At 44.9% G+C, this 25,659-nt stretch carries 21 protein-coding genes; 8 read left to right on the forward strand and 13 right to left on the reverse strand.

The features are described from left to right. Window positions 1–16: 16 nt before the first annotated feature. Both R7Z41_RS07275 and arfB read right to left on the reverse strand, forming a co-directional pair. The gene (locus R7Z41_RS07275) at window positions 17–1,786 is read right to left on the reverse strand and encodes a methyl-accepting chemotaxis protein (protein WP_017819895.1); all 1,770 of its coding nucleotides are present in this window, start codon (window positions 1,784–1,786) and stop codon (window positions 17–19) included. 100 nt (window positions 1,787–1,886) lie between these two features. Beyond that, a complete protein-coding gene (gene arfB / locus R7Z41_RS07280; protein ID WP_005389036.1) occupies window positions 1,887–2,300 on the reverse strand; it encodes an alternative ribosome rescue aminoacyl-tRNA hydrolase ArfB in 414 nt (137 codons plus the stop codon). Between the two features lie 76 nt (window positions 2,301–2,376). On the opposite strand from arfB, the gene R7Z41_RS07285 reads away from it, so the two are divergent. After that, a complete protein-coding gene (locus tag R7Z41_RS07285; protein WP_017819896.1) occupies window positions 2,377–2,979 on the forward strand; it encodes a beta-phosphoglucomutase family hydrolase in 603 nt (200 codons plus the stop codon). Window positions 2,980–3,067: 88 nt separating this feature from the next. Here the strand turns inward: R7Z41_RS07285 and R7Z41_RS07290 are convergent, their stop codons facing one another. Beyond that, window positions 3,068–4,060: an OmpA family protein gene (locus R7Z41_RS07290; RefSeq protein WP_017819897.1), complete on the reverse strand. Its 993-nt coding sequence runs from the start codon at window positions 4,058–4,060 to the stop codon at window positions 3,068–3,070. Between the two features lie 458 nt (window positions 4,061–4,518). Here R7Z41_RS07290 and aroG point away from each other — a divergent pair, with 458 nt between their 5' ends. From aroG to R7Z41_RS07305, 3 genes are all read left to right on the forward strand, one after another. Beyond that, on the forward strand, window positions 4,519–5,571 hold the full coding sequence (gene aroG, locus R7Z41_RS07295; protein ID WP_017635200.1) for a 3-deoxy-7-phosphoheptulonate synthase AroG: 1,053 nt from the start codon (window positions 4,519–4,521) through the stop codon (window positions 5,569–5,571). A gap of 153 nt (window positions 5,572–5,724) precedes the next feature. After that, a complete protein-coding gene (locus R7Z41_RS07300) occupies window positions 5,725–6,897 on the forward strand; it encodes an MFS transporter (RefSeq protein WP_025767923.1) in 1,173 nt (390 codons plus the stop codon). Between the two features lie 209 nt (window positions 6,898–7,106). Continuing rightward, window positions 7,107–8,669, forward strand: a complete 1,563-nt coding sequence (locus R7Z41_RS07305) for a methyl-accepting chemotaxis protein (protein ID WP_065275191.1) — start codon at window positions 7,107–7,109, stop codon at window positions 8,667–8,669. A gap of 141 nt (window positions 8,670–8,810) precedes the next feature. Here R7Z41_RS07305 and tkt read toward each other — a convergent pair whose 3' ends face one another. Next, a complete protein-coding gene (gene tkt, locus R7Z41_RS07310) occupies window positions 8,811–10,802 on the reverse strand; it encodes a transketolase (RefSeq protein WP_042522667.1) in 1,992 nt (663 codons plus the stop codon). A 125-nt stretch (window positions 10,803–10,927) separates the two neighbouring features. After that, window positions 10,928–11,878, reverse strand: a complete 951-nt coding sequence (tal, locus tag R7Z41_RS07315; RefSeq protein ID WP_005373488.1) for a transaldolase — start codon at window positions 11,876–11,878, stop codon at window positions 10,928–10,930. Between the two features lie 466 nt (window positions 11,879–12,344). Here tal and R7Z41_RS07320 point away from each other — a divergent pair, with 466 nt between their 5' ends. Then, window positions 12,345–13,346, forward strand: a complete 1,002-nt coding sequence (locus tag R7Z41_RS07320; protein WP_005387670.1) for a sugar-binding transcriptional regulator — start codon at window positions 12,345–12,347, stop codon at window positions 13,344–13,346. Between the two features lie 165 nt (window positions 13,347–13,511). Here the strand turns inward: R7Z41_RS07320 and R7Z41_RS07325 are convergent, their stop codons facing one another. The 5 genes from R7Z41_RS07325 to moeA form a co-directional block, all read right to left on the reverse strand. Next, the gene (locus tag R7Z41_RS07325; RefSeq protein WP_054701847.1) at window positions 13,512–14,342 is read right to left on the reverse strand and encodes a sulfurtransferase; all 831 of its coding nucleotides are present in this window, start codon (window positions 14,340–14,342) and stop codon (window positions 13,512–13,514) included. A 140-nt stretch (window positions 14,343–14,482) separates the two neighbouring features. Next, a complete protein-coding gene (locus R7Z41_RS07330) occupies window positions 14,483–14,977 on the reverse strand; it encodes a hypothetical protein (protein WP_054701851.1) in 495 nt (164 codons plus the stop codon). Window positions 14,978–14,989: 12 nt separating this feature from the next. Next, window positions 14,990–17,095 carry an LruC domain-containing protein gene (locus tag R7Z41_RS07335; RefSeq protein WP_206970304.1) on the reverse strand — a complete coding sequence of 702 codons (2,106 nt, stop codon included), beginning with the start codon at window positions 17,093–17,095 and terminating at the stop codon, window positions 14,990–14,992. A gap of 175 nt (window positions 17,096–17,270) precedes the next feature. Beyond that, entirely contained in the window at window positions 17,271–18,020 is a 750-nt protein-coding gene (moeB, locus tag R7Z41_RS07340) for a molybdopterin-synthase adenylyltransferase MoeB (protein ID WP_047101236.1), read from the reverse strand. A gap of 9 nt (window positions 18,021–18,029) precedes the next feature. Next, a complete protein-coding gene (moeA, locus tag R7Z41_RS07345; RefSeq protein ID WP_047101238.1) occupies window positions 18,030–19,265 on the reverse strand; it encodes a molybdopterin molybdotransferase MoeA in 1,236 nt (411 codons plus the stop codon). A 287-nt stretch (window positions 19,266–19,552) separates the two neighbouring features. Here moeA and folE point away from each other — a divergent pair, with 287 nt between their 5' ends. Continuing rightward, window positions 19,553–20,206 (forward strand): GTP cyclohydrolase I FolE, encoded by a 654-nt coding sequence (folE, locus tag R7Z41_RS07350; protein ID WP_005373478.1) that lies wholly within the window; start codon window positions 19,553–19,555, stop codon window positions 20,204–20,206. A gap of 44 nt (window positions 20,207–20,250) precedes the next feature. Here folE and R7Z41_RS07355 read toward each other — a convergent pair whose 3' ends face one another. Together R7Z41_RS07355 and clcA are read right to left on the reverse strand one after the other, a co-directional pair. After that, window positions 20,251–21,198 (reverse strand): TDT family transporter, encoded by a 948-nt coding sequence (locus tag R7Z41_RS07355; protein ID WP_005373475.1) that lies wholly within the window; start codon window positions 21,196–21,198, stop codon window positions 20,251–20,253. 261 nt (window positions 21,199–21,459) lie between these two features. Continuing rightward, a complete protein-coding gene (clcA, locus tag R7Z41_RS07360; RefSeq protein ID WP_005373473.1) occupies window positions 21,460–22,863 on the reverse strand; it encodes a H(+)/Cl(-) exchange transporter ClcA in 1,404 nt (467 codons plus the stop codon). Window positions 22,864–23,333: 470 nt separating this feature from the next. Between clcA and R7Z41_RS07365 the strand changes: the two genes are divergently transcribed. Beyond that, window positions 23,334–23,948: a hypothetical protein gene (locus R7Z41_RS07365; protein WP_080996737.1), complete on the forward strand. Its 615-nt coding sequence runs from the start codon at window positions 23,334–23,336 to the stop codon at window positions 23,946–23,948. On the opposite strand, the gene R7Z41_RS07370 is transcribed toward R7Z41_RS07365, so the two are convergent. Next, the gene (locus R7Z41_RS07370; RefSeq protein WP_005387686.1) at window positions 23,929–24,342 is read right to left on the reverse strand and encodes a helix-turn-helix domain-containing protein; all 414 of its coding nucleotides are present in this window, start codon (window positions 24,340–24,342) and stop codon (window positions 23,929–23,931) included. The two genes, R7Z41_RS07365 and R7Z41_RS07370, sit on opposite strands and share 20 nt — an antisense overlap. A gap of 95 nt (window positions 24,343–24,437) precedes the next feature. Between R7Z41_RS07370 and R7Z41_RS07375 the strand changes: the two genes are divergently transcribed. Beyond that, complete coding sequence (locus tag R7Z41_RS07375) at window positions 24,438–25,346, forward strand: aldo/keto reductase family oxidoreductase (RefSeq protein WP_225477472.1); 909 nt, start codon at window positions 24,438–24,440, stop codon at window positions 25,344–25,346. Window positions 25,347–25,659: the final 313 nt, after the last annotated feature.

Genomic DNA, 25,659 nt, shown 5'->3' on the forward strand with positions numbered 1-25,659 from the left:
CTATTTTGAAAAAGGGTTATTTTAGCGCAGTTTTGAATTGTGCAACGGCTTCATCCATATCATGAGCTTGAGCAGAGACAGAGTTCACTTCATGCAAGCATTCCTGAGCGGATTGCATGTTATTCTCAGATATTGCGTTTAGCTCGGTGATTGAACCGCTAACTTGGTTCATAACGATACCTTGTTCTTCAATTGCTGAAGCTATGCGCTCCGAATTACCTTGAATTGAATGCATGTCAGTGATGATCTGCTGTAGGCTAGAATCCAGTTTTTCAGAAGCATTAAGTGTTTGTTGCCCTTGAGCGTTACATTGATCAATATCAGCAACAACTGTAGACATTTGAGTTTGAATATCTGCAACGACCCGCGTGATTTCCTCAGTGGATTGATGAGTTCGGCTAGCTAGGGCGCGTACTTCATCGGCGACAACTGCAAACCCGCGGCCTTGTTCGCCTGCTCGCGCGGCTTCAATTGCTGCGTTGAGAGCTAGTAGGTTGGTTTGCTCTGCAATTTCTTGGATGATGTTCACGGCACCACCAATTTTATCTACATGCTGATTCAGCGAGCCAATCGACTGCTGGCTGTTTGATAAAATCGTGGTTAGTTGACCGATGTTGGTTACCGTCGCCTCAACAACTCCTCGACCTTGTTCGGCATTATTCGCTGCCTGATGTACGCCTTCTACCGCAACTGATGTGCTTTCAGAGATTTCACCTATTGTGGCAACCATTTGCTGAACTGCCGTCGCCATTGATGCAGTGTGGTCAGTTTGAGTGTGGAATTGCTCCATAACGCCTTCTAACTCACGATGCATATTATCGGTACTTGCAGTGAGTTGCGCCGATTTTTCTTGGGTACTACTAATTAGATGCTCAAGCTTATCCAATAGGTCATTGAGGTGATGACTGATATCAAATAGCTCGTCTTGACCTTTCAAATCAGATCGAAGTCCCATATTGTTCGTTTCGCTGATACTTCGAATGGTGCCAAGTAAGCTATTCACTCGCGTATTGATTGAACGTGAAATTTGCCAAATCAATGCGAAAATAACGACTAAGATCAGAGCTGTAATGACCTGCTTGATGGTCGACATTTGTTCATCACGTTGTGCGGCAGCAGAGCTAAGGGCTGTGGAAAAGGTTTCAAATTGCTCTTCTACGGCATGAGATAATGCGCGAGTTTCACCGAGTAGGCCTTTGTCATAAGCAACCCCAACAACTTGCTTTTGGGCCGCCAATTGCTTACCTGTTTTGATAAGCTCAGGAGCATATTGCCCCTCAAGCAAGTCACTATTGAATAGTCCTGCTTTTACCGCAGAGTCAAAACGGACTAATGCCAATAACTGCTGGTGGTCTGAACGTTGTTTTGCTTCTAATAGTGCTTGTTCGTAACCAGCGAGAAGCCCACTCTTTGAATCAAGCCCGTATCGTTGGTAAGCGCTGACCAGATTCTGAAAGCCCCTTTGGTATGCGAGCAAGTCTTGCTTAAATTGTTGACTGGAAGGTAATTCATTACTCTTGAGTATATTCGCAAGCTCTTTTTCTGTGTCTGTAAACTTGTCAACATTGGCGTCAAACTTATTTAGATATTTGTCATTACTACGTAGTAGGAAATCTTTTTCATTTCTGCGTAAGTTGAGTAAGCGTATTTCTAGATCACCAACGAGTTTGATGGCGTGATTAAGGTCATTGCTCTTATTTTCAAAATGGGATGACGTACCCAAAAGGGCCACGATGCCTAAAATGGCGATAACTCCGAGGAAGTAGAGTTTTTGCCTAATAGTCATATTGTTGTTTCCTGAATAAGTAACTAAAAAGAGAAATCCAATGAGATTTCCAAGGGCTAGCAAACGTTGTTCAACTAACATGTCGAGAAAACGACATGCACTAATACAGCACTTTTTTACGTTGCTGTTTTTTCGCTCCGTGCTTGTTTTTTGTATCAAGTCGTCGGCGTTGAGAAGCGCGGGTTGGTTTCGTTTTAATACGCTTCTTCTCCTGTAAAGCGGCAGCTTTTATCAATGCTTGAAGCCGATTTAGGGCGTCTTCCTTATTTTGTTCTTGTGTCCGAAATTGTTGCGCTTTGATGATGATCACGCCATCTTTACTTATACGACTATCAGAAAGTGCAAGTAATCGCTCTTTGTAAAAGTCAGGTAAGCTGGAATTCCGGATATCAAAGCGCAGGTGTATAGCGGACGCTACCTTGTTAACGTTCTGGCCACCATTTCCTTGAGCTCTAATTGGGGATAATTGAATTTCCCACTCTTGAATTGTGACGGAGTTCGAAATTTTGAGCATGATAAGTAAATGCCGGTAAGGACGATTGAAAGAGCTGATAAATTAACATTACAGATGCACAAATAGAAGAAAAGACATGAGCACGATTGATTTTAGACCCTATGAGGGATTCATATTTGATATGGATGGTACTCTAATCGATACCATGCCAGCCCACTTGGCAGCTTGGCAAGCAACTGCTGAGCGTTTTGATTTTCCGTTTTGCCAGGAATGGTTTCACAGTTTGGGAGGGATGCCGAGCTTTAAAATTGTTGAGGAACTAAATCGTGTGCATGAGCTTTCGTTAGATCCTAAAACTGTCGCGACATTTAAAATGGAAACATTCGCTGCTATGGAGCTTCATGGTGACGTTATTCCTTGCACGAACATCGTGTTAGAGGAATATTTAGGCCATAAGAAAATTGCAGTCGGGACTGGCAGCCAACGAGAAAGTGCCATGCGCTTATTAAGTCATGCAGGTTTATTAGACAAGTTGGATGTTGTAGTAACCGCGAGTGATGTAGAGAACCATAAACCCTTTCCAGATACCTTTTTGGTGGCCGCGGAACAACTCGACTTGGAGGCGTCACAGTGTCTTGTGTTCGAGGATACTGAGTTGGGGAAGCGAGCGGCGCATGCAGCTGGTATGGATTGCGTTATGGTGCAAGATAATGAGTTGATCTTTTTCCCAAAACCATAGTGGCAATATCCCTTAATATGAGATCAAAATGGGGTGCAAATGCACCCCATTAATTTTTACCACATCATCGATCATGAATCATAGATGCTTATTCTGGTTGAACTAGCTCTTGGTATTCAAATGAAGGTACCACAACTTCTACGCGACGGTTTTTCTCACGACCTTCGCGAGTGCTGTTGTCAGCAACTGGGTTTTCTTCACCCATACCTTTAACTGTCAAACGATCTGAACCAATGCCAGCTGCGGTTAGGTAATCAGCAACAGATTGAGCACGACGCTCAGACAGTTTTTGGTTGTATGCCGCAGGGCCTGAGCTATCCGTGTAACCAGTAATCTCTACTTGAGCTTGAGGATATTCGTTCAAGAATGAAACAAAGTTGTCCAGACGTTCAGAAACGGACTCTGTTAACTTAGCACTATCGAATTCAAACGTACCTGTACCGTACTCTTCTTTGTGCACCTTGCTCATCATCACTGGTTCTGGATCTGGCTCGATCACTTCTTCCGTTACAACTGCTGCAACAACTGGAGCTGCTGCAAATTTGTAGTTAACACCGATACCAAAGAAGTTAGCATCCATGTCGTCCCACACGTCGTCAGACATGTCTTGGTAGCGTTGGTATTCAGCGCGAACACTCCAGTTTCTATCGATCGAGTATTCAGCCCCCAAAGAACCTGTTGGGACAAAGTCTGTTTCGTCATCAGACATCATGTAAGCACCACCGATCTTAGCAAACAGATTCCAAGAGTCGTTTAAGTGCCAGTTGAATTTAGGTGCAAGTGTTAAAGCCGTTAGATTGCCGTCAATCGTATTAACCGTGTTAGCCCCTGACATCGAGTTAGCTTTGTAGTCGCCTAAGAAGTCTACGCCGTACTCTAGCCCAATGATATCGGTAAAGTCATAACCGATATGTAGTCCTGCACCGAACGCTTCATCATCACAAGGGCTATTTAGATAGCAAGCGTCGTCAAGTGTAGTCATGCCCACTTTGCCCCCGATGTACATTTCAGCTTGAGCAGAGTTTAAAAGCGCGCTACTACCAGCTACCACTGCTGCTACTGCAATTGCTACTTTGTTCATAATGTTTCCTTGTATTGATTGCATATTAACTTCTACTTCGTTTTATCAAAAAATTAGAAAAAACCAGCGTTTATAAGAAATTAGTTTAATATTCTAATCGTTTCATATCAAGCAACAATATATTTGAACTTGATCAACATTTACTACCCAAAAATACCTCACAAACTTCTGATATTTCTTACATTGTAGTAAAGATTTTTTGGTGCATAAGAAAATTGATGATTATTTTGAACTTTTTTCGTAAACTTTACTTTACATTGTGCGTGGTGGTTAACAGGTGGTTTTTATTTGCATTTATTTGCAAAAACTGATTGCAAGTCTACGCCTAAGCCGATAAGTTACTTAAACGCTAGACAGAAAATGACCACAGCCCTTGATGCTGCTCGCTTTGTGAACAATGTTGCAATGAGTTCAGTTGGTAAAAATGGGGTCGGAAATAAAACCAGGAAGTAGAAGTAATGTTTCAAACTGATGATGTAAGAATAAATAGAGTAAAAGAGTTATTGCCACCTGTTGCAGTATTAGAGAAGTTCCCAGCGACTGAAACCGCTTCTTCGACCACTTTTGATTGCCGTAACGCCATTCACAATATTCTTGAAGGAAAAGACGATCGATTACTCGTGATCGTTGGCCCGTGTTCTATTCACGATCCGGCTGCCGCGGTTGAGTACGGTAAAAAGCTAAAAGTACTACGTGATGAACTGGGCGAGCAGCTTGAGGTTGTTATGCGAGTTTATTTTGAAAAGCCGCGTACAACCGTTGGTTGGAAAGGCCTTATCAATGACCCTTACTTAAATGACACCTATAAGCTAAATGATGGTCTACGTATCGGACGTAAACTTCTTCTTGATCTAACCGATATGGGCTTGCCAACGGCAAGTGAATTCTTAGATATGATCACACCTCAGTACGTGGCGGATTTGATCAGTTGGGGCGCTATCGGTGCTCGTACGACAGAATCTCAGGTTCACCGCGAGCTAGCTTCTGGTCTTTCTTGTCCTGTAGGTTTCAAAAACGGTACTGACGGGAATATTAAAATAGCGAGCGACGCGATTCGTTCTGCAAGCGCTTCCCATCACTTCCTTTCAGTGACAAAATACGGTCATTCCGCGATCGTAGAAACCGCTGGTAATCCAGACTGCCATATTATTCTACGTGGCGGTAAAGAACCAAACTACAGTGCAGCACATGTAGCTCAAATTAAAGATGAGCTGGACACTGCAGGTCTGCCGAAAAAAGTGATGATTGATTTTAGCCATGCTAACAGCTCGAAGCAGTTCAAGCGTCAAATGCTGGTGTCTGATGATGTATCCGAGCAAATCTCTGCTGGCGAAGAAGCCATTTTTGGAGTGATGATCGAGTCTCATTTAGTTGAAGGTCGCCAAGACTTAGTGGATGGTAAAGCAGCCACTTATGGTCAGTCGATTACTGATGCATGTATTGGTTGGGAAGATACGGAAACGGTACTTCGTCAGCTTTCTGATGCAGTAAAAGCGCGCCGCAACAAGTAAGCTCAACAGAAAAACTTTTTTAAAAGTGAATAGTGAAGAGCCAGAGGTACTATGCCTCTGGCTCTTTTTGTTGAGAATTACTCTCATATCTTTCTATTGCTTCTGCTTTCCTATATGTTATCTGTATACGTTGTAACCAAAAGGAATTTGGAATTGAATCGTAATGTATGGCTTCTATCCCTCTGCCAAGCCTTATTAATGACAGGGAATATTTTACTCATATCTGTTATTGCCCTTATTGGCAAAACACTTGCGCCGTCATCAAGTTTTATCACATTACCAGTTGCACTGCAGTTTTTGGGACTGATGGCCGCGACAATTCCCGCGTCGCTAATTATGGGCAAGTTAGGGCGTCGCCTTGGTTTTAGCCTTGGTAATGTCATTGGCATTTTGGGTGCTAGCCTAGCGACGTATGCATTAAGTCAACAAAACTTCTATCTGTTCTGCATGTCTACGTTTTTGCTTGGTGTTGGTATAGGTTTCGGTACTCTATACAGGTTTGCTGCCATTGAAGTGTGTGAAGAGTCGGCAAGGCATAGGGCGATTTCGATATCTATGGCGGGTGGGGTGTTAGCGGCGATCCTTGGACCTAATTTGGCGGTGTACTCACAGCAGTGGTCAGGTGATGGCTTATACATTAGTGCATTTGCTGTGCTTGTCGTGCTTTATATAACTGCGTTGGTTGTGCTACAAACCATTCGTTTTCCACCTGCACACACGCAGGCGCTACACGCTAAGGCGGATAAGCTGAGACTGATTATTCGTCGACCTAATTTCATGCTAGCAGTTATCGCGGCAATGGTTGCGTACGCGGTGATGAACATTTTAATGACAGCAACTCCTTTAGCGATGATTGGTTGTGGCTTTGATTTTGATAAAGCGGCGGGAGTGATCGAATGGCACGTGTTGGGTATGTTTGCTCCTGCGTTTGTCACGGGCCGTCTGATAGAGCGGTTTGGCGCTAAGAATATGATTTTGGCGGGTGGATTGCTATTTGTTGCTTGTATTGGAATTAATATACATGGAGTGTCTATCTGGCATTTTAGTCTTGCTTTAATCCTGTTAGGAATAGGGTGGAACTTTATGTTTATCGCAGCAACTGGGCTGTTTAGTCAAAGCTATGAAGCGAAAAACAGAAGCAAGGCTCAAGCGTTTAATGAATTCTTCGTGTTCAGTTGTGTCACCATCACCGCATTACTATCTGGTTGGCTTGAGTCTACCGTAGGTTGGCAGAATCTTAATTTGTATGTTCTTCCATTTGTGTTACTCGTTATCGCGATGTTTGCGTTAAAAACGAATAAAAAGCCAGAATCACAAACCGCTTAATTAAGTCTTAATATATAACCCGGCCTATCGTGTCGGGTTTGTTTATTAGCTCAAATCAACAATCTCTTCTTTATGTTTTTATCGATAATGTGAATTCCCACAATAAAAATGTCGATTTGATAAGACTTTTTATCTAACTTTTTGTAATAAAAATAAAAATCCTGTATATATCTTGCCGAAAATCAATAAAAACTAAAGAAGTTTCGTCTATGTCAGCCAATATTTCTCATAAAGCTCAAGAAACTCTCGTGAGGGAGTCTGAGGAACTCGTCTCAACAACGAACTTACAAGGTGTTATTACATATTGTAATGAAGCCTTTTGCCGCGTTGCTGAATACACTCACGAAGAACTTGTCGGTCAGAACCATAATATAGTTCGTCATAATGATATGCCTAAAGCCGCTTTCGGTGATATGTGGGCACGCCTTAAACAAGGTAAAGCCTGGCGTGGAATGGTTAAGAATGCCACTAAGTCTGGCGGTTACTATTGGGTTGATGCTTATGTCACCCCTATCTACGAAGACAACCATGTTGTTGGGTATCAATCAGTGCGCGTGAAACCAAAGCGAGAGTGGGTTGATATTGCGACAAAAGCCTACAAAAGCATGCGTGCTGCAGAGAAGTCTGGTCGAACTTGGTCGTTGAAAATCAATGAAACCATTCGCTATGCGATTCTACTTGGTGCACTAACCGCACCTGCAACCGCATATGCGTTGTCTGTTGAAGGGCCGTTGGCTTGGCTTGCAAGTGCGTTACCTGCAAGTGTTCTGGCTCTGTTATTCCGCCAAGAGTTAATTGATACACCTCAGCAACTTAAAAAGTTACAAAAGCAATATGACAGCGTAAGTCGCTTGATCTATTCCGGTAACACGGCATTTTCGATTGCCGATTTCCATATCAAAATGCTATCCGCAAGAATTCGAACCGTGTTAGGAAGAATGACTGACTCCGCATTGCCTTTGCAGCATTGCGCCGAAGAGCTCAGTCAAACAACGGCAGAAGTCTCGGCTGCATTAAATCAGCAAAATACCGATATTCATCGTGTGCGAGATGCTACCCAAGAGGTGGAGTTGTCGGCAAATTCGGTTTCTTCGAGTACCAATGATGCCCATATGTTGATTGATGATACATTGAAGTCATGCTTGATGGCGAAGGAGACCATCGATCAAACGCACACCAATCTAGCGCAATTAAGTCTTCAAGCTGAAAAAGCGACGGAAACGACGTATCAACTGAGTGATCAGGCGCAGAAGGTGAACCATTTGATGGAAGAGATTGGTGGAATCGCAGAGCAAACCAATTTACTGGCACTTAACGCGGCGATTGAAGCAGCAAGGGCAGGGGAGCAAGGTCGTGGTTTTGCTGTTGTAGCTGATGAGGTCCGCGCGCTTTCTGGGCGTACATCCAATGCAACTGAACAAATCCAAGCTTCTATCTCCACTATGTTGGCAACGATTCAAAGTTGGCAGAAAGATATTCTGGCAAACAAAGAGCAAACCGATGCCTGTTCTCAAGTAGCAGAACAAAGTGCGTTGCGTTTGTCTGAAGTTGAACAGATGATGCAAACCATGAGTGGGCTGATGGTTGATGTAGCAGAAGCGGCGAATAACCAGTTAAAGCTATCTAGTGATGTAAACCAGCACATTCATTCTATCGCTTCGACCGCAGAACAAAACTTGGCAGCAACACATTCAGTTGAACAAAACAGCCGACAGTTGAAAGACCAAGTACAAGATTTCTATCAGCTCGCACTTCGATTTGAAGACAAATAGTCCTAACGAAAGTTGTGATGTTTATGTCCTGGCTGCGTTTATGCGAATAGGAGCCAGATAAAAGAAAGCCCCGCCATTGCTGGTGGGGCTTTTCAGTTTTCACATTCGCAATAGAGAAAACTGATTATCTTTTTACTGCAATTACGCGAGTAGCTCTTTTGCTGTGTTCACTACGTTTTCAGTCGTGAAACCAAACATTTTGAATAGTTCGCCGGCTGGTGCAGATTCACCGAATGAAGTCATACCAATGATGCGACCGTCGAAGCCTACGTACTTGTACCAGAAGTCAGCAATACCTGCTTCAATTGCGATACGCGCTGTTACGTCTGATGGCAGTACAGCTTCACGGTAAGCGGCATCTTGTTTGTCGAATGCGTCTGTTGATGGCATTGAAACAACGCGTACTTTCTTACCTTCAGCAGTTAGCTGTGCTGCTGCTTCTACTGCTAGTTCAACTTCAGAACCTGTTGCGATAAGGATTAGCTCTGGCTTGCCTTCGCAATCTTTCAGAATGTAAGCACCTTTCGCGATGTCTGCTACTTGTTCTGCTGTGCGCTCTTGTTGCGCAAGGTTTTGACGAGAGAAGATAAGTGCTGTCGGTGCATCTTTACGTTCAATCGCTAGTTTCCAAGCTACAGCGGACTCAACTTGGTCACATGGACGCCATGTGCTCATGTTTGGTGTTAGGCGTAGCGATGCCATTTGCTCAACTGGTTGGTGAGTTGGACCATCTTCGCCAAGACCGATAGAGTCATGCGTGTACACTTGGATGTTCTGAATTTTCATCAGCGCAGCCATACGCATTGCGTTACGTGCGTACTCCATGAACATTAGGAATGTTGCGCCGTAAGGAACGAAACCACCGTGTAGCGCGATACCGTTCATGATCGCTGTCATACCGAATTCACGTACGCCGTAGTGGATGTAGTTACCAGAGAAGTCGCTTGCTTCTAGAGACTTAGAACCAGACCACATTGTTAGGTTAGAAGGTGCTAGGTCAGCAGAGCCACCCATGAACTCTGGTAGTAGAGCACCAAATGCTTCTAGAGCATTTTGAGACGCTTTACGTGATGCAATGTTTGCTGGGTTAGCTTGAAGATCAGCAATGATTTGGCTTGCTTTCTCTTCCCACTGTGCAGGAAGCTCACCGTTTACGCGGCGTTTAAATTCAGCTGCCAGCTCAGGGTACGCTGCTTCATAAGCTGCAAATTTCTCGTTCCACGCTGCTTCCTTAGCTGCGCCTGTTTCTTTCGCTGACCATTCTGCGTAGACTTCTTGCGGAATTTCAAAAGGACCGTGCTCCCAACCTAGTTCTTTGCGTGTTGCTGCAATTTCTTCAGCGCCTAGTGGCGCACCGTGACAATCGTGTGAACCAGATTTGTTTGGTGAACCAAAACCGATGATAGTCTTAGTACAGATAAGTGTAGGACGTGGATCCGCTTTCGCCGCTTCAATTGCTGCGTTGATTGCGTCAGCATCGTGACCATCGACTGCAGGGATTACGTGCCAACCGTAAGCTTCGAAACGCTTAGGTGTGTCGTCAGAGAACCAACCTTCAACGTGACCGTCGATAGAGATGCCGTTGTCATCCCAGAATGCAATCAGCTTGCCTAGACCTAGAGTACCTGCAAGAGAACATGCCTCGTGCGAAATACCTTCCATCAGACAGCCGTCGCCCATGAACACGTAAGTGAAGTGGTCAACGATGTCGTGGCCTTCTTTGTTGAATTGCGCTGCTAGCGCTTTTTCAGCTAGAGCCATACCAACCGCGTTAGTGATGCCTTGACCTAGCGGACCCGTTGTGGTCTCGATACCTGGCGCGTAACCGTACTCTGGGTGACCAGGAGTTTTAGAGTGAAGCTGACGGAAGTTTTTCAGATCGTCGATAGACAACTCGTAACCTGCAAGGTGCAGTAGAGAGTAAATCAGCATTGAGCCGTGGCCGTTAGACAGTACGAAACGGTCGCGGTCTGCCCACTCAGGGTTTGATGGGTTGTGGTTTAGATGAGAGCGCCAAAGAACTTCAGCGATGTCAGCCATACCCATAGGTGCACCTGGGTGACCAGAGTTAGCTTGTTGAACACCATCCATGCTTAGCGCACGGATTGCATTTGCTAGATGTTTACGATCCATAGTGATTACTTCTCGATATTTGATTTAAATAGAGGGAACTCGCCGAAACAAGTTCAAATAGAATTTTTTGAAAATAGTGCTGATGGTAAAAGCGAGTAGACGGGCTACTCGCTTTTGGTAAGCAATTAAAGCTTAGCTTCGATCATCGCTTCTAGTTTGCCTTGGTCAACGGCGAAGTTGCGGATACCTTCAGCCAGCTTCTCAACAGCCATTGGGTCTTGGTTATGTTCCCATAGGAATTCAGCGTGAGTCATTGGTGCTGGACGCTCAGCTGCGCCTTTAGAATCAACTAGTTTCTCAACTACTTCACCTTCAGCTGCTTCTAGTTCTGCAAGTAGAGCAGGAGCGATAGTTAGACGGTCACAACCAGCTAGTTCTAAGATCTCACCGATATTACGGAAGCTTGCGCCCATAACTACAGTTTTGTAGCCGTATTCTTTGTAGTAGTTGTAGATCTTAGTTACAGATAGTACGCCTGGATCTTCTTGAGCTTCGAAGTCACGGCCTTCTTTCGCTTTGTACCAGTCCATGATACGACCAACGAATGGCGAGATTAGGAATACACCCGCTTCTGCACAAGCACGTGCTTGAGCGAACGAGAATAGAAGCGTTAGGTTACAGTTGATGCCTTCTTTTTCTAGGATCTCAGCTGCGCGAATGCCTTCCCAAGTTGAAGCCAGTTTGATAAGGATACGGTCGTTAGTGATGCCAGCATCGTTGTACATTTTCACTAGTTGACGAGCTTTCGCTACGCTGCCTTCCATATCGTAAGATAGACGAGCGTCTACTTCTGTAGAGATACGACCTGGGATAGTTTTTAGGATTTCTTTACCGATGTTTACTGCAAGCATGTCACAAGTATCTTGAACTTGTTGAGCTTTGTCGTTGCTCTGTGCTTTAGCGTATTCGATTGAAGCATCGATTAGAGGTGCGTACTCTGCGATTTGAGCGGCTTTAAGGATAAGAGAAGGGTTAGTCGTTGCGTCTTCTGGCTGATACTTTTTAATTGCATCAATCTCGCCAGTGTCTGCTACTACAGTCGTTAGTTTACGAAGTTGCTCTAACTTGTTGCTCATAATCGATCATCCTATTTAAATGGGCTTAAGCGTGATTTTTGTTATCACAGCTTGTGCATTTGCAAGCGAGTTAGCTAACCGTCTCATCGCATTTAATGAGACATCTGCTCAGCCAACTACGGAAAATTTCGTTACCGAACAAATGCTATGAACATTTGATCGATAGCTGAGTAAATGATGTGTCCATATTTATCCTATCTATGCTGAAAGTCAATCGCTGAAATGGACTTATAGTGAACTTCATCAACGTTTTTTTACTGTGTGTTTAGTGGTTAACCCAAATAAACGTTTGCCCTTATTGTTCAAAGCTTGAGCGTTGTACGCTAGGGTAAAAAATTGTAGTGAGAAAATGTTATTGCGATGAGCAAATGTAGCGTTTAAATTGATAAATAACATATGCTAAGTCAATGAGCATATGTTCACTTATTGCATACAATATCGATCCTCTTAAAGGGCGAGAGAAACCATGAGCAGTTCTAATCAAGATATTTCCATTGAAAACACGGATTTGTTGACAGAGATTTCCGTCGCGTATTATCAAGACGGTGCGACTCAGGAAGAGATATCGAGAAAATTTGCCATATCACGCGCAAAGGTTGGGCGAATGCTCAAGCAGGCGCGTGATGAAGGCATTGTTGAAATTACCGTTAAATATCATCCGGTGTTCAGCGCCAAGATCGAACAACGTTTGATCGAGCGATTCGGCGTTAAGCGCGCGCTTGTTGCTCTTGATCAACCGAATGAAGAAGCGCAACGACTACAGGTATCGGGATTGGTGTCCAATTATCTCACTAGCACGCTCAAAAACGGCATGGTGGTGACGGTCGGACAAGGGCGCAACGTGTCGTCTGTCGCTCACCATATTGGTGTTATTACGCCGCGTGACTGTAAATTTGTGTGTGGTATTGGTGGTATTCACCCGCGTGGCGGTATGTATAACGCCGACCATATTTGTCGTCAGTTGGCGAAGAAATATGGGGGGACCTCTGAAACCCTTTATGCGCCGGCATACGCAGAAAATAGAGAACAGAAGTTGGCCTTCATGCAAAATGCAACCGTGAAACAAACGCTCGACCTAGCACGTAAAGCCGATGTTGCTTTGGTTGGTATTGGTGACATGAGCGAAAACAGTTACATGGTCGACTTAGGTTGGTTTACGCCTGATGAAGTGGTTCAGTCGAGACTTCAACAAGGTGTGGTAGGGGATTTTGCAGGTTATGACTTCTTTGATATTCACGGTAATGTAGCGAACACGGTAATGAGTGACCGAGTAATTGGACTTGGTATTGAAGAGTTTCGGCCGATCTCGGAAGTTATTGCGATCGCAGCTGAGAACAGCAAGCCACTCGCTCTACTCGGAGCATTAAGAACTGGAGCGATAGACGTGATCGCCACGAGCGTTAGCAACGCATTAACCGTGCTCAACTTAGATGAGCAAATGCACGGTAACGCGACATCTGAACGCTAACGGAAATAGTCGGCTTTTGATGTAGTCAGGCTATGAGGAGGGACAAATCACTCATAGCCAGTTTCTATTTCGAAATGACAAGTTTGGTTTAGAAGCTGCGTTTAGTTTATTGGAACACATCATCTTTAGATAAACGTAAGATACTTTGTTAAACAGACACTTGTCTTAACACTCGATAGGTAGAGAGTGGTCTGCACCCCATTCGGTCCAAGAACCGTCGTACACCGACAGGTTGTCCAGACCAATTTGATACGCCGCGAGTAATAAAATGCATGCGGTTACACCGGAACCGCAACTAAAAATAATCGAATTGTCACTATCTATCGTTAGTGCGCTAAATATCTGTTGCAACTCTGAATTTGGTTTAATGTGACCGTTGGTCAAGAGTTCTTGAAACGGTAAGCAAACCGAATTTGGAATGTGCCCACTACGTAGACCTTCTCGTGGCTCAGGCACTTCACCAAGGAAGCGAGCTTTGGCTCTGGCATCGATGATATTGGCACTTTTATTGGTTGAATGAGCAAGAACATCTTGTGCACTCAAAAAGGCATTTTGGTTGAGCTTGCCCGCAAAGTTGCCTTCTTCGCTTGGTTGCGATAGGGCACTTTCGACAGGAAATCCGGCTTCAATCCAAGCAGGAAGACCGCCGTTTAAGACTCGAACATTATCATGTCCCATAGCTTTGAACATCCACCAAGCTCTTGGCGCGGCTAAAGTGCCAGAGTTGTCGTAAACCACAATCAAATCTTCGTTGTTCAAACCGAGTTGTTTCGCATTTTGGTTGAAGCCTTCTTCTGTTGGCATCATATGCGGCAGAGAAGAACCGGGTAAGCAAAAGTCATTGTCGTAATCAAAGCGTAAAGTATTTGGAATCCACTTATCTTGAATCTTTTTGCCTTCAGAAGGGATTTGAAACGCAATACTAGCGTCGAGGAGCTTGACGTTAGGTTGGCCGAGAAGGCTATTGAGTTCATCAGTACTAATCAGTGCTTGCATTGTCTTTAGTTTGCTAGGTGGATAATCTTACTGTTTTACAACAAAAAAATCGCATGTTCAAAAGAACGATGCGATTTTTAAGCTTGAGATTGAAGATTTATGATGAAAGGTCGCTTTCGCTATGCCTTCAATCTATCTAGTTACATGGTCCAAGTGTTGTCTCCAGAAGTAATCACTTTCTGAATTGGGTCACTGCCGTCATAGAACCAAATTTCAACAAGTAGGCTACCTTGGCTATCAGAAACATTAAAGTCGACGTTTGCTGTACCGTTGTTGAGTGGAACCGATGCGACTTTGCTTGGATATTTTGCATCGTAGTTACCTGAACTGTTCTCGACAAACTCTTTGTACACGCTTAGGTGTGCACGTTGTGAAGAGAAACCACTGATGTCTACATTGAGCGTACCCTCCGTCACTGGGTTGTAGCTAAAGCCATCCGGTACTACTAGGTCCTGCATGGTTGCATTTTCTACAGTTACGGTAGTCTCTTCTACGGTTATTTCTTCCTGCTGGGTTGTGTCTTCCTCTGCAACGGTGGTTTGGGTTGGTGAAGGTGGTGTACTGTTACCACCTCCGCCGCCACCGCCACAAGCTGTTAGTGCTAATCCCATGATGATTGTGATAAGTGCTTTCATAATGTTATCTCCCTATGGAATGTAGCATTTGTTAGGTGTTGGAGCGGTGTGCCAATCTGTGCTTCGTTCGCCACCAGACTCAGCCCAAGTTTGGAATTGAGGGTATGCATCGACCATGTCTACACGCTCTAGCGGCCAATCCCAATCTTCTACTATCAACAGTGCCCAAGGTAAGTTGTTTGCTGTTTTGAAGTACACACCTTGCGCAGGGTCACTTGCATCGACGCCGACACCGAAGAGGTTTTGGTCATCAAACTGTTCTGTTGGTGCTTGGTCTGCTAAGTGAACTTCCCATTTACGACCTGGTTGGAAGGTAATCCCGTCGCCATGGTAAGTCCCCGGCGTTGCGAAGATGAACGGGTCGTATGGCATGGCTTGAATGGCTGAACGGTCAGATCCTTCAGTGAAGTACACATTCAAGGTAAAGGTGAGTGAAACGTTATCATCACAGCCAGACTCGGTACGGAAGTAGCTACAGCTGCTAGCCGCGTGTGTGCTTAAGTCTTCACTGATGATGAAAATGGCTTCATCAGAAATACTTTCCAAACCATTAGATGCTTGTTCTACACCATTGAAGGATAGCGTTGTTAATCCGTTTTCAATCGAGCTTCTCAATACACCCGGTAGTCGGATTGCGAAGCCATTTTTGTAACTTGCGCCGTAGGCCGCTAGGTCACCTGTAATCTGGATATTCTCAACATGACCAGCAAGACTGGTTTCAGTGATGCGGAATTTCACGACCACATCGTTCATGTCGTAGTCTGCGGTGTATGGCCAATTATCTTCATAAGCCACGGTGGCGTAATCTTCTGCACTCGGGAAATATTCCACTGAGTAGCCATTACCAGTGATGGTAATTGGGTAATCTTCCACCTCACCAGATGTCGAACCACCATCGTAGTTTAATCCGGTTTGTTGGCTAAAGCGGAATCGACTCCAGCTTGAACCTTCCGTTGCAGCGGTTGAAACGACAAACGGTAGGGGATTATTACCCGCAGACAGTAATTGGTCAGTAAAGACTTGTTCGCCTTCATCATCAAAGTCACCATCGCGGTTCCAGTCAAACCATGCTGATAGGTAGCCAGAAGTAGAAGCCGTCACATTCACAATTGAACTTAAGCCTGGGTCAAGTGCGGATACAAAACCAACACCATCTTCATCAGCGGTGCCAACAGAGTTGTCGTTTGCCTGACCGTCTGCATCACCATCTGGAGCAACAGAACCAAGCCAAGTTACACCGTCCACTTCGTGGCGAGGACCGTTTGACGCAAGCGTGGTGTGATAGCTGTCTGGAGCATCACCAAAATCAATTGGCTCGTCTTCGTCAATCACGGGAGCATTTGCACAACGTGCACCGTCATTTTGGCTTGAGCTTGGACCGTTGGATACAAACTCAACCGCAGGAACGATACCTGCTGCGATATTGGCTGCGTTACCTTCCGAAAGGTCAACGCGATAGATTTTGCCATCTTGGTTACGTGACACGTAGTAGTTGCCGTTTACATCGAAGTAGCCAGCACCAAATGTGCCTTTCTCACCTGTGTCACCTATCGCAGTTGCGCTACCGTTTGATGGGTTGAACTGATATAGCACACCAGAGTTGTTGTCGATGCCGTAAAGGGAGCCATCACCTGGATGGAATGCAAAGTCGGTTAGGTTCACTGTCGCTGTTGAGCTAATTTTCACGATGCTCAATGTCGCATTTGGATCAGAATCGAGCGGAGAAAGGTCAATGGAGAAAAGTCCTTTGCCTTTGCGGTACAAGTAGTAGACGTGGTTGTAAACGTCACCTACGTAAAACGTGTGGTCGGTAGGAAGGCCCGAAACATCAAGCGTCTCTGCTTGGAAGTCTTTACCAAGACGAACAATCTTTTTGTTTGTGGTGTCGTAGCCGTAGATATAACGGTCAGTGAAGTTAAAGCCTACACCGTTGATGCCCGAAGCCAAACCTGTGTCGTCCTCTAAAAGAGTCGTAGAGCCTGTAACCAAATTGACGCCATAGATTTGAACCGGGGTTGATTGGAACAGGTATGCTTGGCTTGGGCACGTATCAAATGGCGCCGCTTGTGCGTAAGCGCTCGCTATTAGAGACCCAAGTAGTAGTGATGTCCTTTTCATAATTCGCCCTCTCATTGGTTCGTGATATATGCAATGAAAGGAATGTGCCAAGTTTTAAGTTGTTGAATTTTATTGATTTAATATTTGTAAGAAGAAGGGTTGTAAATCTGATTGTCAAAATGAGAAAAAGCCCAACATCGAGTTGGGCTTTTTGGGAATGATTAGAGGTTTAGAACTAACTACAAACCGGACAGGTGGGCATTTTCATCAGATTCATTTCTCGCCAAGACATGCTGAGCGCGTCCAAAATCAGAATTTTGCCTTTCTTTGGTTGGCCGTAATCAGCAATCACTTTGATCGCTTCCATCGCCTGTACTGCGCCAACAATACCCACAACAGGAGCCATGACTCCGGCTTCGACACAACTTAACGCACCGCTGCCGAAGAGGGCACTTAAGCACTGGTAACATGGTTGCGCTGGGTCATCATAAGTAAACACGCTCACTTGGCCTTCCATACGAATAGCCGCGCCTGAAATTAGCGGTGTTTTGGTCGCAAAACATAGGCGGTTAAGTTGATTGCGCGTATCGACGTTATCTGATGCATCGACAACAATTGTGTGCTTTTCGATCAAGCTTTTTAGCTCTGTATCATCAAGACGTTTTTCGATGGTATCTACGATAATGTACGGGTTAAGTTCGCGTAGTGCATCAGCAGCCGATTCGACCTTCTTACGACCAATATCCGCATCGTGGTGCAGAACTTGGCGCTGAAGATTAGACAACTCGACGATATCATCATCAATCAGCGTAACTTTACCGACACCAGCAGTGGCCAAATATTGGCTTGATGCACAGCCTAAACCGCCAGCACCAAGCATCAATACTGATGCTTGTTTGAGTGCTTCTTGTCCTTCAAAGTCAAACTGACGAAGAATGATTTGGCGGTTGTAACGCAGCATTTCCTGATCGGAAAGAATATCCACAACGACTTCCTAGTAAAGGGTTGAGTTGAATAGTTGAATCTGAACCGTTTCGCCCACTTCAACTCGGCCGCGTTCACGTTCCAATACAACAAAGCAGTTCGCTAGGCTCATTGAGCGGAACGCACCAGAGCTTTGGTTGCCCGTTGTTTCAACCACAAACTTGCCATCTTCCAATGTGTAGATACCACGTTGGTAATCGGTACGACCTGGCGCTTTCTTAAAGGCGGTTTTAGTTGCTGCTGGAATAGATTCGGGTGCTTTCCATTCTGTATGGCCTGCAAGTTTTGCCAGCATTGGTTGAACAAGCACATACATAGTCAGAACTGCAGAAACCGGGTTACCCGGCAGGCCACAGAACCAAGCAGTGCTTAGCTTACCAAACGCGAAAGGTTTACCCGGCTTGATTGCTAGCTTCCAGAAACCGATTTCACCAAGTTCTTCAAGAATGTCTTTGGTGTAATCCGCTTCGCCCACACTGACACCGCCTGAGGTCACGACCACATCTGCCAATGTTTGCGCTTGTTCAAAGGTTGCTTTTAGAGTCTCTGGGCAATCTGGAATGATGCCCAGATCAACGGCTTCACAACCGAAGTTCTCGATAAGCGGTTTAATACCGTAACGGTTGCTGTCGTAGATCTGACCTTCGTCTAGCGGTTCGCCCAGTGGTTTAAGCTCGTCACCAGTAGAGAAGAACGCAACTTTTGGCTTACGTACTACAGTCACATGGCTGACACCAAGAGACGCAATCATCGGAATATCGCGAGGTGTCAAACGTGCACCTTTTGCCAGTACGATATCGCCTTGTTTGATGTCGTCACCCGTTGGGCGGATGTTGTTTTGCGGCTTCACGTCAGTTTGGTTGAACTGAATGCCAGCATCCGTCACTTCTGTGTTTTCTTGCATGATAACGGCATTACAACCCTGTGGGATTTTTGCGCCAGTCATGATGCGAACACAGGTACCTTGAGGCCATTCACCTTCAAAAGGTTGTCCTGCAAATGATTTACCTGCCAGAGGCAATACAGAAGATGACTCAAGATCTTGAATGCGAATAGCGTAGCCATCCATTGCTGAGTTATCGAATGGCGGTACGTGGATAGGAGACAAGATATCTTCTGCCAGTACAAAACCGAGTGCTTCAGCAAGTGGAAGAGAAAGCGTTGTTTGGATAGGTTTGATTCGCGATAACATTTTGTCCATCGCTTCTTCAATTGGCATCAAGCCAGGTGCGTCGCAGCAGCCCATTGAGAAAATCCTGTGTTCTTTTGTTTTGTGGCAACTTTACCATAAAAGGGGACTGAGTAAGAATGTCCACCTATAAAATATGGGTGTAATTATTCAAAAATCCGAGTATCCTTGTCAGCCATCCAAAAGGGGTAAAAAACCTGCGGAGCTCAAGAAAATCAGCTCAGTACCTTCATCTGATGTGACTTGGTGTAAAGACACGAACTGAGCAACTCAAAGCGAAAAGTATGAATGCAATTTTGATTGGGTTTGTACGAAGGCTGAAGTAAAACAAAAGAGGAAGTGGAATGTCAGGTCTTAGCGAGTCAGCGAAGTTAGTAAAAGAAGCGCTAGAGCAACGCGGTTTGGAAACGCCAATGCGTCCAAACAACGTAAGTCGTGAAGAGAAGAAAGAGAAGATCGAACACCACATGCGTGAGATCTTAGGTCTACTTCAACTTGACCTCACTGACGATAGCCTAGAAGAAACCCCTCACCGCATTGCTAAGATGTACGTTGACGAAATCTTCTCTGGTCTGGATTACTCCAACTTTCCTAAAATCACGGTGATTGAGAACAAGATGAACGTGAGCGAGATGGTTCGCGTGAAGGACATCACGGTGACCAGCACTTGTGAACACCACCTTGTGACCATTGATGGCAAGGCTGCAGTGGCTTACATTCCACGTGGCAAGATCATTGGCCTATCAAAGATCAACCGTATCGTTCGCTTCTTTGCCCAGCGTCCACAAGTTCAAGAGCGTATGACTCAGCAAATTCTTGTTGCACTTCAAACGTTGCTTGAGTCCGATGATGTGGCAGTGACGATTGACGCAACACACTACTGCGTGAAATCTCGCGGTGTGATGGATGCAACCAGCGAAACCACGACAACAGCATTGGGCGGTATCTTCAAAAGCAACCCAGCAACGCGTGCCGAGTTTCTGCACGGTTTACGTTAGGTAACCAAGCACTATTCTAAGAGGATGGCAAACGCCATCCTTTTTTATGCTTGTTTAGAAAATGACTTCATGATTTCTGGCCAATACATTTTGACGTAACCTGCCGATACCCAAACAACCAATACAGTCGCGATACTGAGCTCTAGAAAACCAAAGTCGTGTAGCCAGTGCCAGTGAGGGTGCGATTCGGCAAAAAAAGAGGTTAAGCGATGCATTGCGATGGCGCTGATCACGGAAGGAAAGGTTACTGCCGCGATAGAAGGTTGAAACTTCAAGCGAAGTAAGCGGAAGTAACATAAGTAGATCAATAACGTCATAGTGATGGCGATCCCGGCCAATGCGCCTGTCAGTATCGGATCTGGTAAGGGAAAGTTCACCAAGTATGCTGCTAATGACAAGTTTACCGGCGCGGCCATAATCGCGAGGGTCGGTCTTGCTCGCCTTGGTAGAGAGCCGAAAAACACTAAACGATACAACACGAGTGGCAGCATGAAGAAATAAATGCCGATGCACATCATCGCTAACGTTTCGGAGAATAAGTTGTGACCTAGTTGAGAACCGGCTAGTGAACTACTGATCAGCCCCACCGGATAAAGAAACCAACTCGGTACGATATTGGACATTTTAAAGTTCATTAGCTGAAAGCTAAAAAACAGCACCATCATAGTAAAATGCAGCAAAAGCGCCATAAACCAAAGTGGATAAGCGATGATAGGCGCTACAGCGGCAAGATAATCTGCAAGGATCAGTAACGCCATACTCATTGGTGCCATTAAACTACCACTCAGCGGGTGACGAATGTCGACCATGAATAATCGTGGATTAGCGGCATATTTTATGAGTACAGGGGCGAGTAAAAGTGCGCCGAGTGACGCCAAAAATGGGCGTATCGGTTCACCAATCTCAGGAACATAGAGTGCCCAAGCTTGCCCTAAACCTATCATACCTAGTGCCAACGCGGCTTGAGACGGCGGGACACTATAAAACTGCACAAGTCTTCTCCAGTTCAAATCTACTCCATTTGATTTTTGCCTGAATGAAACGAAACATGACGATTTGGATGAAATGCTCTATTTAAGTAGCGAATACTAACAAGTATGGAGAGGGGTTTCTCATGAAAGGTGGTGAGCAAATATCAGAGAATGATAATTTTGTGAGTTTGGTATCGAATATTTGGGAAAAGATGTAAAAATGCAGAGTTTATCGCTCCAAACCCTTCGATAGTCTGGAGCGAAGTGATAACAAAGAGAATGTTATGTTGATTGATTCTCCGGTAGATCCTGTTGGCGTAACTTTTCGTTTTTGATTGTGCGATGCAGCAGCTGGCTGTAAATAGGTTGTCCACCCAACAATTGAGCAATAATCACAGCGCCCAAACAAGTAATGATCAATGGCAGGATTAAGTAGTAGTTATTCGTCATTTCAATCACTAACAGAATACCTGTAATCGGTGCACGTACCGTTGCTGCAAACAGGGCACCCATGCCCGCAATCGCAAATACACCAGGCTCGATATCAAGCGCAGGGAGTAAGACATCAGCACTTGCTCCGAACGCATAGCCAAATAAGGTTCCCAGAGCAAGCATAGGTGCAAAGATGCCTCCCGGCGCACCAGAACCAAAACAGAGCAGGGTTGTAATTACACGACCAAAGAAAAGCAAAACTAAAATGGATACCGAGTAGTTACCGTTAGTAATGTCAGGAATAAGGCCGATACCACCACCAGTTAGTTGGGGTACGTACAAAAGAAGCAAGCCAAACACGCCTCCCAGTAACGAACCTACAATCAAGTAGCGCTTACGATCGTTTTTGTGAATTGCGACAAAACTGTCTTGTGCCACGGTAATCAGTTTATTGAAGATCACGCCAAACACGCCAAACAATGCGCCAAGCAATAAAAACAGCCATAGGGTTTGAAGCTCTGGCGACTGGTATTGCGGCATAGTGATAACGGCGTCTTGCCCGTTGATGGCGCGAAACACTATGTTCGCCATAATGGCAGAAATGATCACTGCGCGAATTGAGATCAAAGAGTAGCGAAACTGAGGTCGCATTTCCTCCACAACGAACATAATGCCTGCGAGTGGGGCATTAAAAGCCGCAGCCAAACCGCCAGCAGCACCAGAAGCGAGCAGGGAGTGGCGGGTATCGTCATCCTTTACCCGGAATATATCGGTCACCATTCGACCTACAGCACCACCCATTTGAACGGTTGGGCCTTCACGACCCAGCACCATACCTGAGCCAAGTGCGCCCATGCCGCCGAAGAATTTTACTGGTAGAACTCGCCACCAGCGCACTGGACGAATATTATCCATTGCCCCTTCGATTTCAGGAATACCAGAACCTGCCGCTTCTGGCGCAAAGCGGTGCACAAGAAAATAGCCAATAAAAGCTAAAAGTGCGCTAATGAGAACCGCTGCCAGCCACAACGGTAGAACATTACCAATTTCGCTTCTTAACCATTCTGTTCGTGTTTCAGAAACGAAATGAACGGCAAGCTCGAAATACGTACCGACAAAACCAGCCAACGTACCCACAATGGCGGCCATAATGAGAACAGAAAATGGTGTTGACCCTCGAGAGACAAACTGGTTAATCGCATCTTTCGGTACGTGCGCCAACACAGATTTCACAATTCTCTCGCGTTTGGTCATTAACAAGCTCTCCTGTTGCTGGGGGAAGGGACGAAAGAAAGTATACGCTTCGCAGAGTCTAGACCTAATCAATAAAGATGCAATTTAGCTTTTCACTATTGAGTGTTCGAAGTGTCGCGATATTATTCATTCACTCAGATTGTGCTATTGCTCTCATAATTTAGGATAAAAAACTTGTTTTTTGAGAAAAATGAACCATGCTTTAATTGTAAAGCAACATGACTGCTTCAGAAGGAGGGATGTGAGGTTTTACACACAATTTGGATGGATTCAAACCCTACGGTAAGTCCTCGTTTTATGTTCGGGATGCATCAATAGACATCGCCGATTCGCACACTCACGATTGAGTAACGAGGTAGAGGCGCACGAACATGTGCGCCTTCTTAATTTCTGCGTTATAACTTTCATCACCATAACTTTCATCGCCACCTGCCACTATTTTTCTCTTGAACATTTTCTTGCAGTTAGTAATGTCTTGGTTCGATGTCAACCAACTAGAGCAGTGCATGCGCTTTTATCTTCGACTCTTACTTTCTTTATGTTGTTGTTCGGTAACGTTTCCGGCACTTTCAACGCCGAGCTGGTGGCAAGACACGTTGTCAGCAATGCCATATTCCAATTTAAAAGAACGTATAGAAAAAAGTGGAAGCTGGTATGGTTGCGAAGTGCAGTTGCGAGACAACTCAACGTTTATCAACGCATTTTGTTTGGATGATTTTTCGTACTACCAGCAGCACTTGTATGGTGAAGTGATTTTGAGAAGAGAAAGTGCTCAGTTCTCGTTTCTTACTGAATACGAGTGGCAGCGTCTGAATGACTTACTTCTCAACTTAAGAAAGGATGGGTTAGTTTTACGCAGAGTCACTATCGGAAAAGAGCAATATGATGTCGTTGAAGCTCTGGAAAAGAAATCTTCCGAGCTTGTCGATAAAGAAGTTATTTTGTTGATGAACCGCTATCCACAAGAAACGATTCGAAGTTTGCTTTGGGTAAAACCGGACGAGTTTCTGACGCCATCACCGTCCTTAAATGTGCACTTGCGCAGTGATGGCGAAATTATCGAGGTCAAAGTGACTCGTTTTTAGATTCTTTATGGAGAGATAGGAAGGTCGCCATTGCTGATTCATCCAAAAAACCATCCGATTTTTTGTGAGCGCGCAGGTATTGATATCCTGCAATTAGCTTGCGGTGTAGCTCTTCTGCATCGTCTGACAACGGCTGATTCATAACGTGTTGAAAGGCAAGTTTGTACGCATCCATATCCACGACTTCAGCACGGCGATATAAATAACCGCATCCCGTTGCTAACCATTCGAGAGAGCAATTGGCGCGCATTGCAATTTGATTTGCTTTAGTTAGGCTAGGTTCACTGCCTTTAAGGTATTTGCGTATTAAAGCTTCAGACACATCGACGCGTCGAGCGAACCCGCTGATGCTTTCTTCTCCGATCAGGGTGGCTAGGCGTTGGGCAAAAGACATATTTCGTACTCCAGTTCGAATTGCGAAAGTTTACCCGTTGAGCCGGTACGAAAACAAGACTACGATGAATGCAGATCAATTGAAGGAGAAAACCCATGGTTGCAAAAGTAGTAACTGCACCAAAAGGCCCAGAGTTCTCAGAGCTGGTTCAAGGATATTGGCGTGCAGTTGAGTGGGGAATGACGGCTCAAGAGCGTTTGTCATTCCTCAAGCAACACATTGAGTTAGGCATTACGACAGTCGATCACGCCGACATCTACGGTAATTACGAGTGTGAGGCGTTGTTTGGTGAAGCGCTAGCTTTAGACAAGAGTGTTCGTGAACAAATTCAGATCGTGACGAAATGCGACATCAATTTGTGTGGCGATAAAACGCCAGAGCGTAAGATCAATCACTACGACACGAGCTCAGCACATATCTACCAATCGGTGAATAGCTCGCTAGAACGTTTGAATGTGGATGAAATCGACGTACTTTTAATTCATCGTCCTGACGTGTTAACGGATGCAGACGAGGTTGCAGAAGCATTTTCTGAGCTTCACAAAGTCGGCAAAGTGAAGCACTTTGGTGTGTCTAACTTCACTCCACGCCAGTTTGAACTGCTGCAATCTCGCTTAGGTAAGCCGTTGGTTACTAACCAAGTGGAAATCAACCCACTTAACTTTGAGGTTGCTCACGATGGAACGCTTGATCAAATGCAAATGTTGCGCACGCGACCAATGGCTTGGTCTTGCCTCGGTGGTGGTTCAATTTTTAGCGGTGAAACTGAGCAAGCTGTTCGTGTCCGTAACGAATTAGAAGCAATTCGTGAAGAAGTGGGCGCAGCGAGTATTGACCAAGTAATTTATGCCTGGGTACGTCGTTTGCCATCTAACCCTATTCCAATCATTGGTTCTGGTAAAATCGAGCGTGTGCAAACTGCAGTTAATGCATTGAACATCGAACTTACTCGAGAGCAATGGTATCGCGTATGGGTGGCTTCTAAAGGCCATGGTGTGCCATAGAATTGATATCTTATCGATGAAATTATTATTAAAGGCATCCTCTAGCAGGGTGCCTTTTTAGTTTTAGCGCGTTACTGTTTACCCATTATGGAAATGGAAAGAATGAAATTCGAGCAAAAATGGGCTTTGGATGTTAGCTGCAACTTTTTGCTTACTTTGGGTGGAGGAGTTTTACCCATGTTTGTTTTATGTCACTAAACAGCGAATGTGATGCTTGCTTTTTAGTCATTTTGTTCACTCATTCATTCATATTGCGTATGCTTATTGAATAATAAAGAAATAAAAAACTCGTCAGTTTTCTCGTATTACATGC

The sequence above is a fragment of the Vibrio sp. 1457 genome, assembly GCF_033340195.1.
Lineage (GTDB): Bacteria > Pseudomonadota > Gammaproteobacteria > Enterobacterales > Vibrionaceae > Vibrio > Vibrio alginolyticus.

Coding starts and splice junctions, on each gene's coding strand:
- moeA (WP_047101238.1), bottom strand. CDS start 19,265: ATGGGCTGCTGCGACGCACCTGGCTTGATGCCAATTGAAGAAGCGATG.
- arfB (WP_005389036.1), bottom strand. CDS start 2,300: ATGCTCAAAATTTCGAACTCCGTCACAATTCAAGAGTGGGAAATTCAA.
- tkt (WP_042522667.1), bottom strand. CDS start 10,802: ATGGATCGTAAACATCTAGCAAATGCAATCCGTGCGCTAAGCATGGAT.
- R7Z41_RS07275 (WP_017819895.1), bottom strand. CDS start 1,786: ATGACTATTAGGCAAAAACTCTACTTCCTCGGAGTTATCGCCATTTTA.
- tal (WP_005373488.1), bottom strand. CDS start 11,878: ATGAGCAACAAGTTAGAGCAACTTCGTAAACTAACGACTGTAGTAGCA.
- R7Z41_RS07285 (WP_017819896.1), top strand. CDS start 2,377: ATGAGCACGATTGATTTTAGACCCTATGAGGGATTCATATTTGATATG.
- R7Z41_RS07370 (WP_005387686.1), bottom strand. CDS start 24,342: ATGTCTTTTGCCCAACGCCTAGCCACCCTGATCGGAGAAGAAAGCATC.
- folE (WP_005373478.1), top strand. CDS start 19,553: ATGTCAGGTCTTAGCGAGTCAGCGAAGTTAGTAAAAGAAGCGCTAGAG.
- R7Z41_RS07330 (WP_054701851.1), bottom strand. CDS start 14,977: ATGAAAGCACTTATCACAATCATCATGGGATTAGCACTAACAGCTTGT.
- R7Z41_RS07335 (WP_206970304.1), bottom strand. CDS start 17,095: ATGAAAAGGACATCACTACTACTTGGGTCTCTAATAGCGAGCGCTTAC.
- clcA (WP_005373473.1), bottom strand. CDS start 22,863: ATGACCAAACGCGAGAGAATTGTGAAATCTGTGTTGGCGCACGTACCG.
- R7Z41_RS07305 (WP_065275191.1), top strand. CDS start 7,107: ATGTCAGCCAATATTTCTCATAAAGCTCAAGAAACTCTCGTGAGGGAG.
- aroG (WP_017635200.1), top strand. CDS start 4,519: ATGTTTCAAACTGATGATGTAAGAATAAATAGAGTAAAAGAGTTATTG.
- R7Z41_RS07325 (WP_054701847.1), bottom strand. CDS start 14,342: ATGCAAGCACTGATTAGTACTGATGAACTCAATAGCCTTCTCGGCCAA.
- R7Z41_RS07320 (WP_005387670.1), top strand. CDS start 12,345: ATGAGCAGTTCTAATCAAGATATTTCCATTGAAAACACGGATTTGTTG.
- R7Z41_RS07365 (WP_080996737.1), top strand. CDS start 23,334: ATGTCTTGGTTCGATGTCAACCAACTAGAGCAGTGCATGCGCTTTTAT.
- R7Z41_RS07375 (WP_225477472.1), top strand. CDS start 24,438: ATGGTTGCAAAAGTAGTAACTGCACCAAAAGGCCCAGAGTTCTCAGAG.
- R7Z41_RS07290 (WP_017819897.1), bottom strand. CDS start 4,060: ATGAACAAAGTAGCAATTGCAGTAGCAGCAGTGGTAGCTGGTAGTAGC.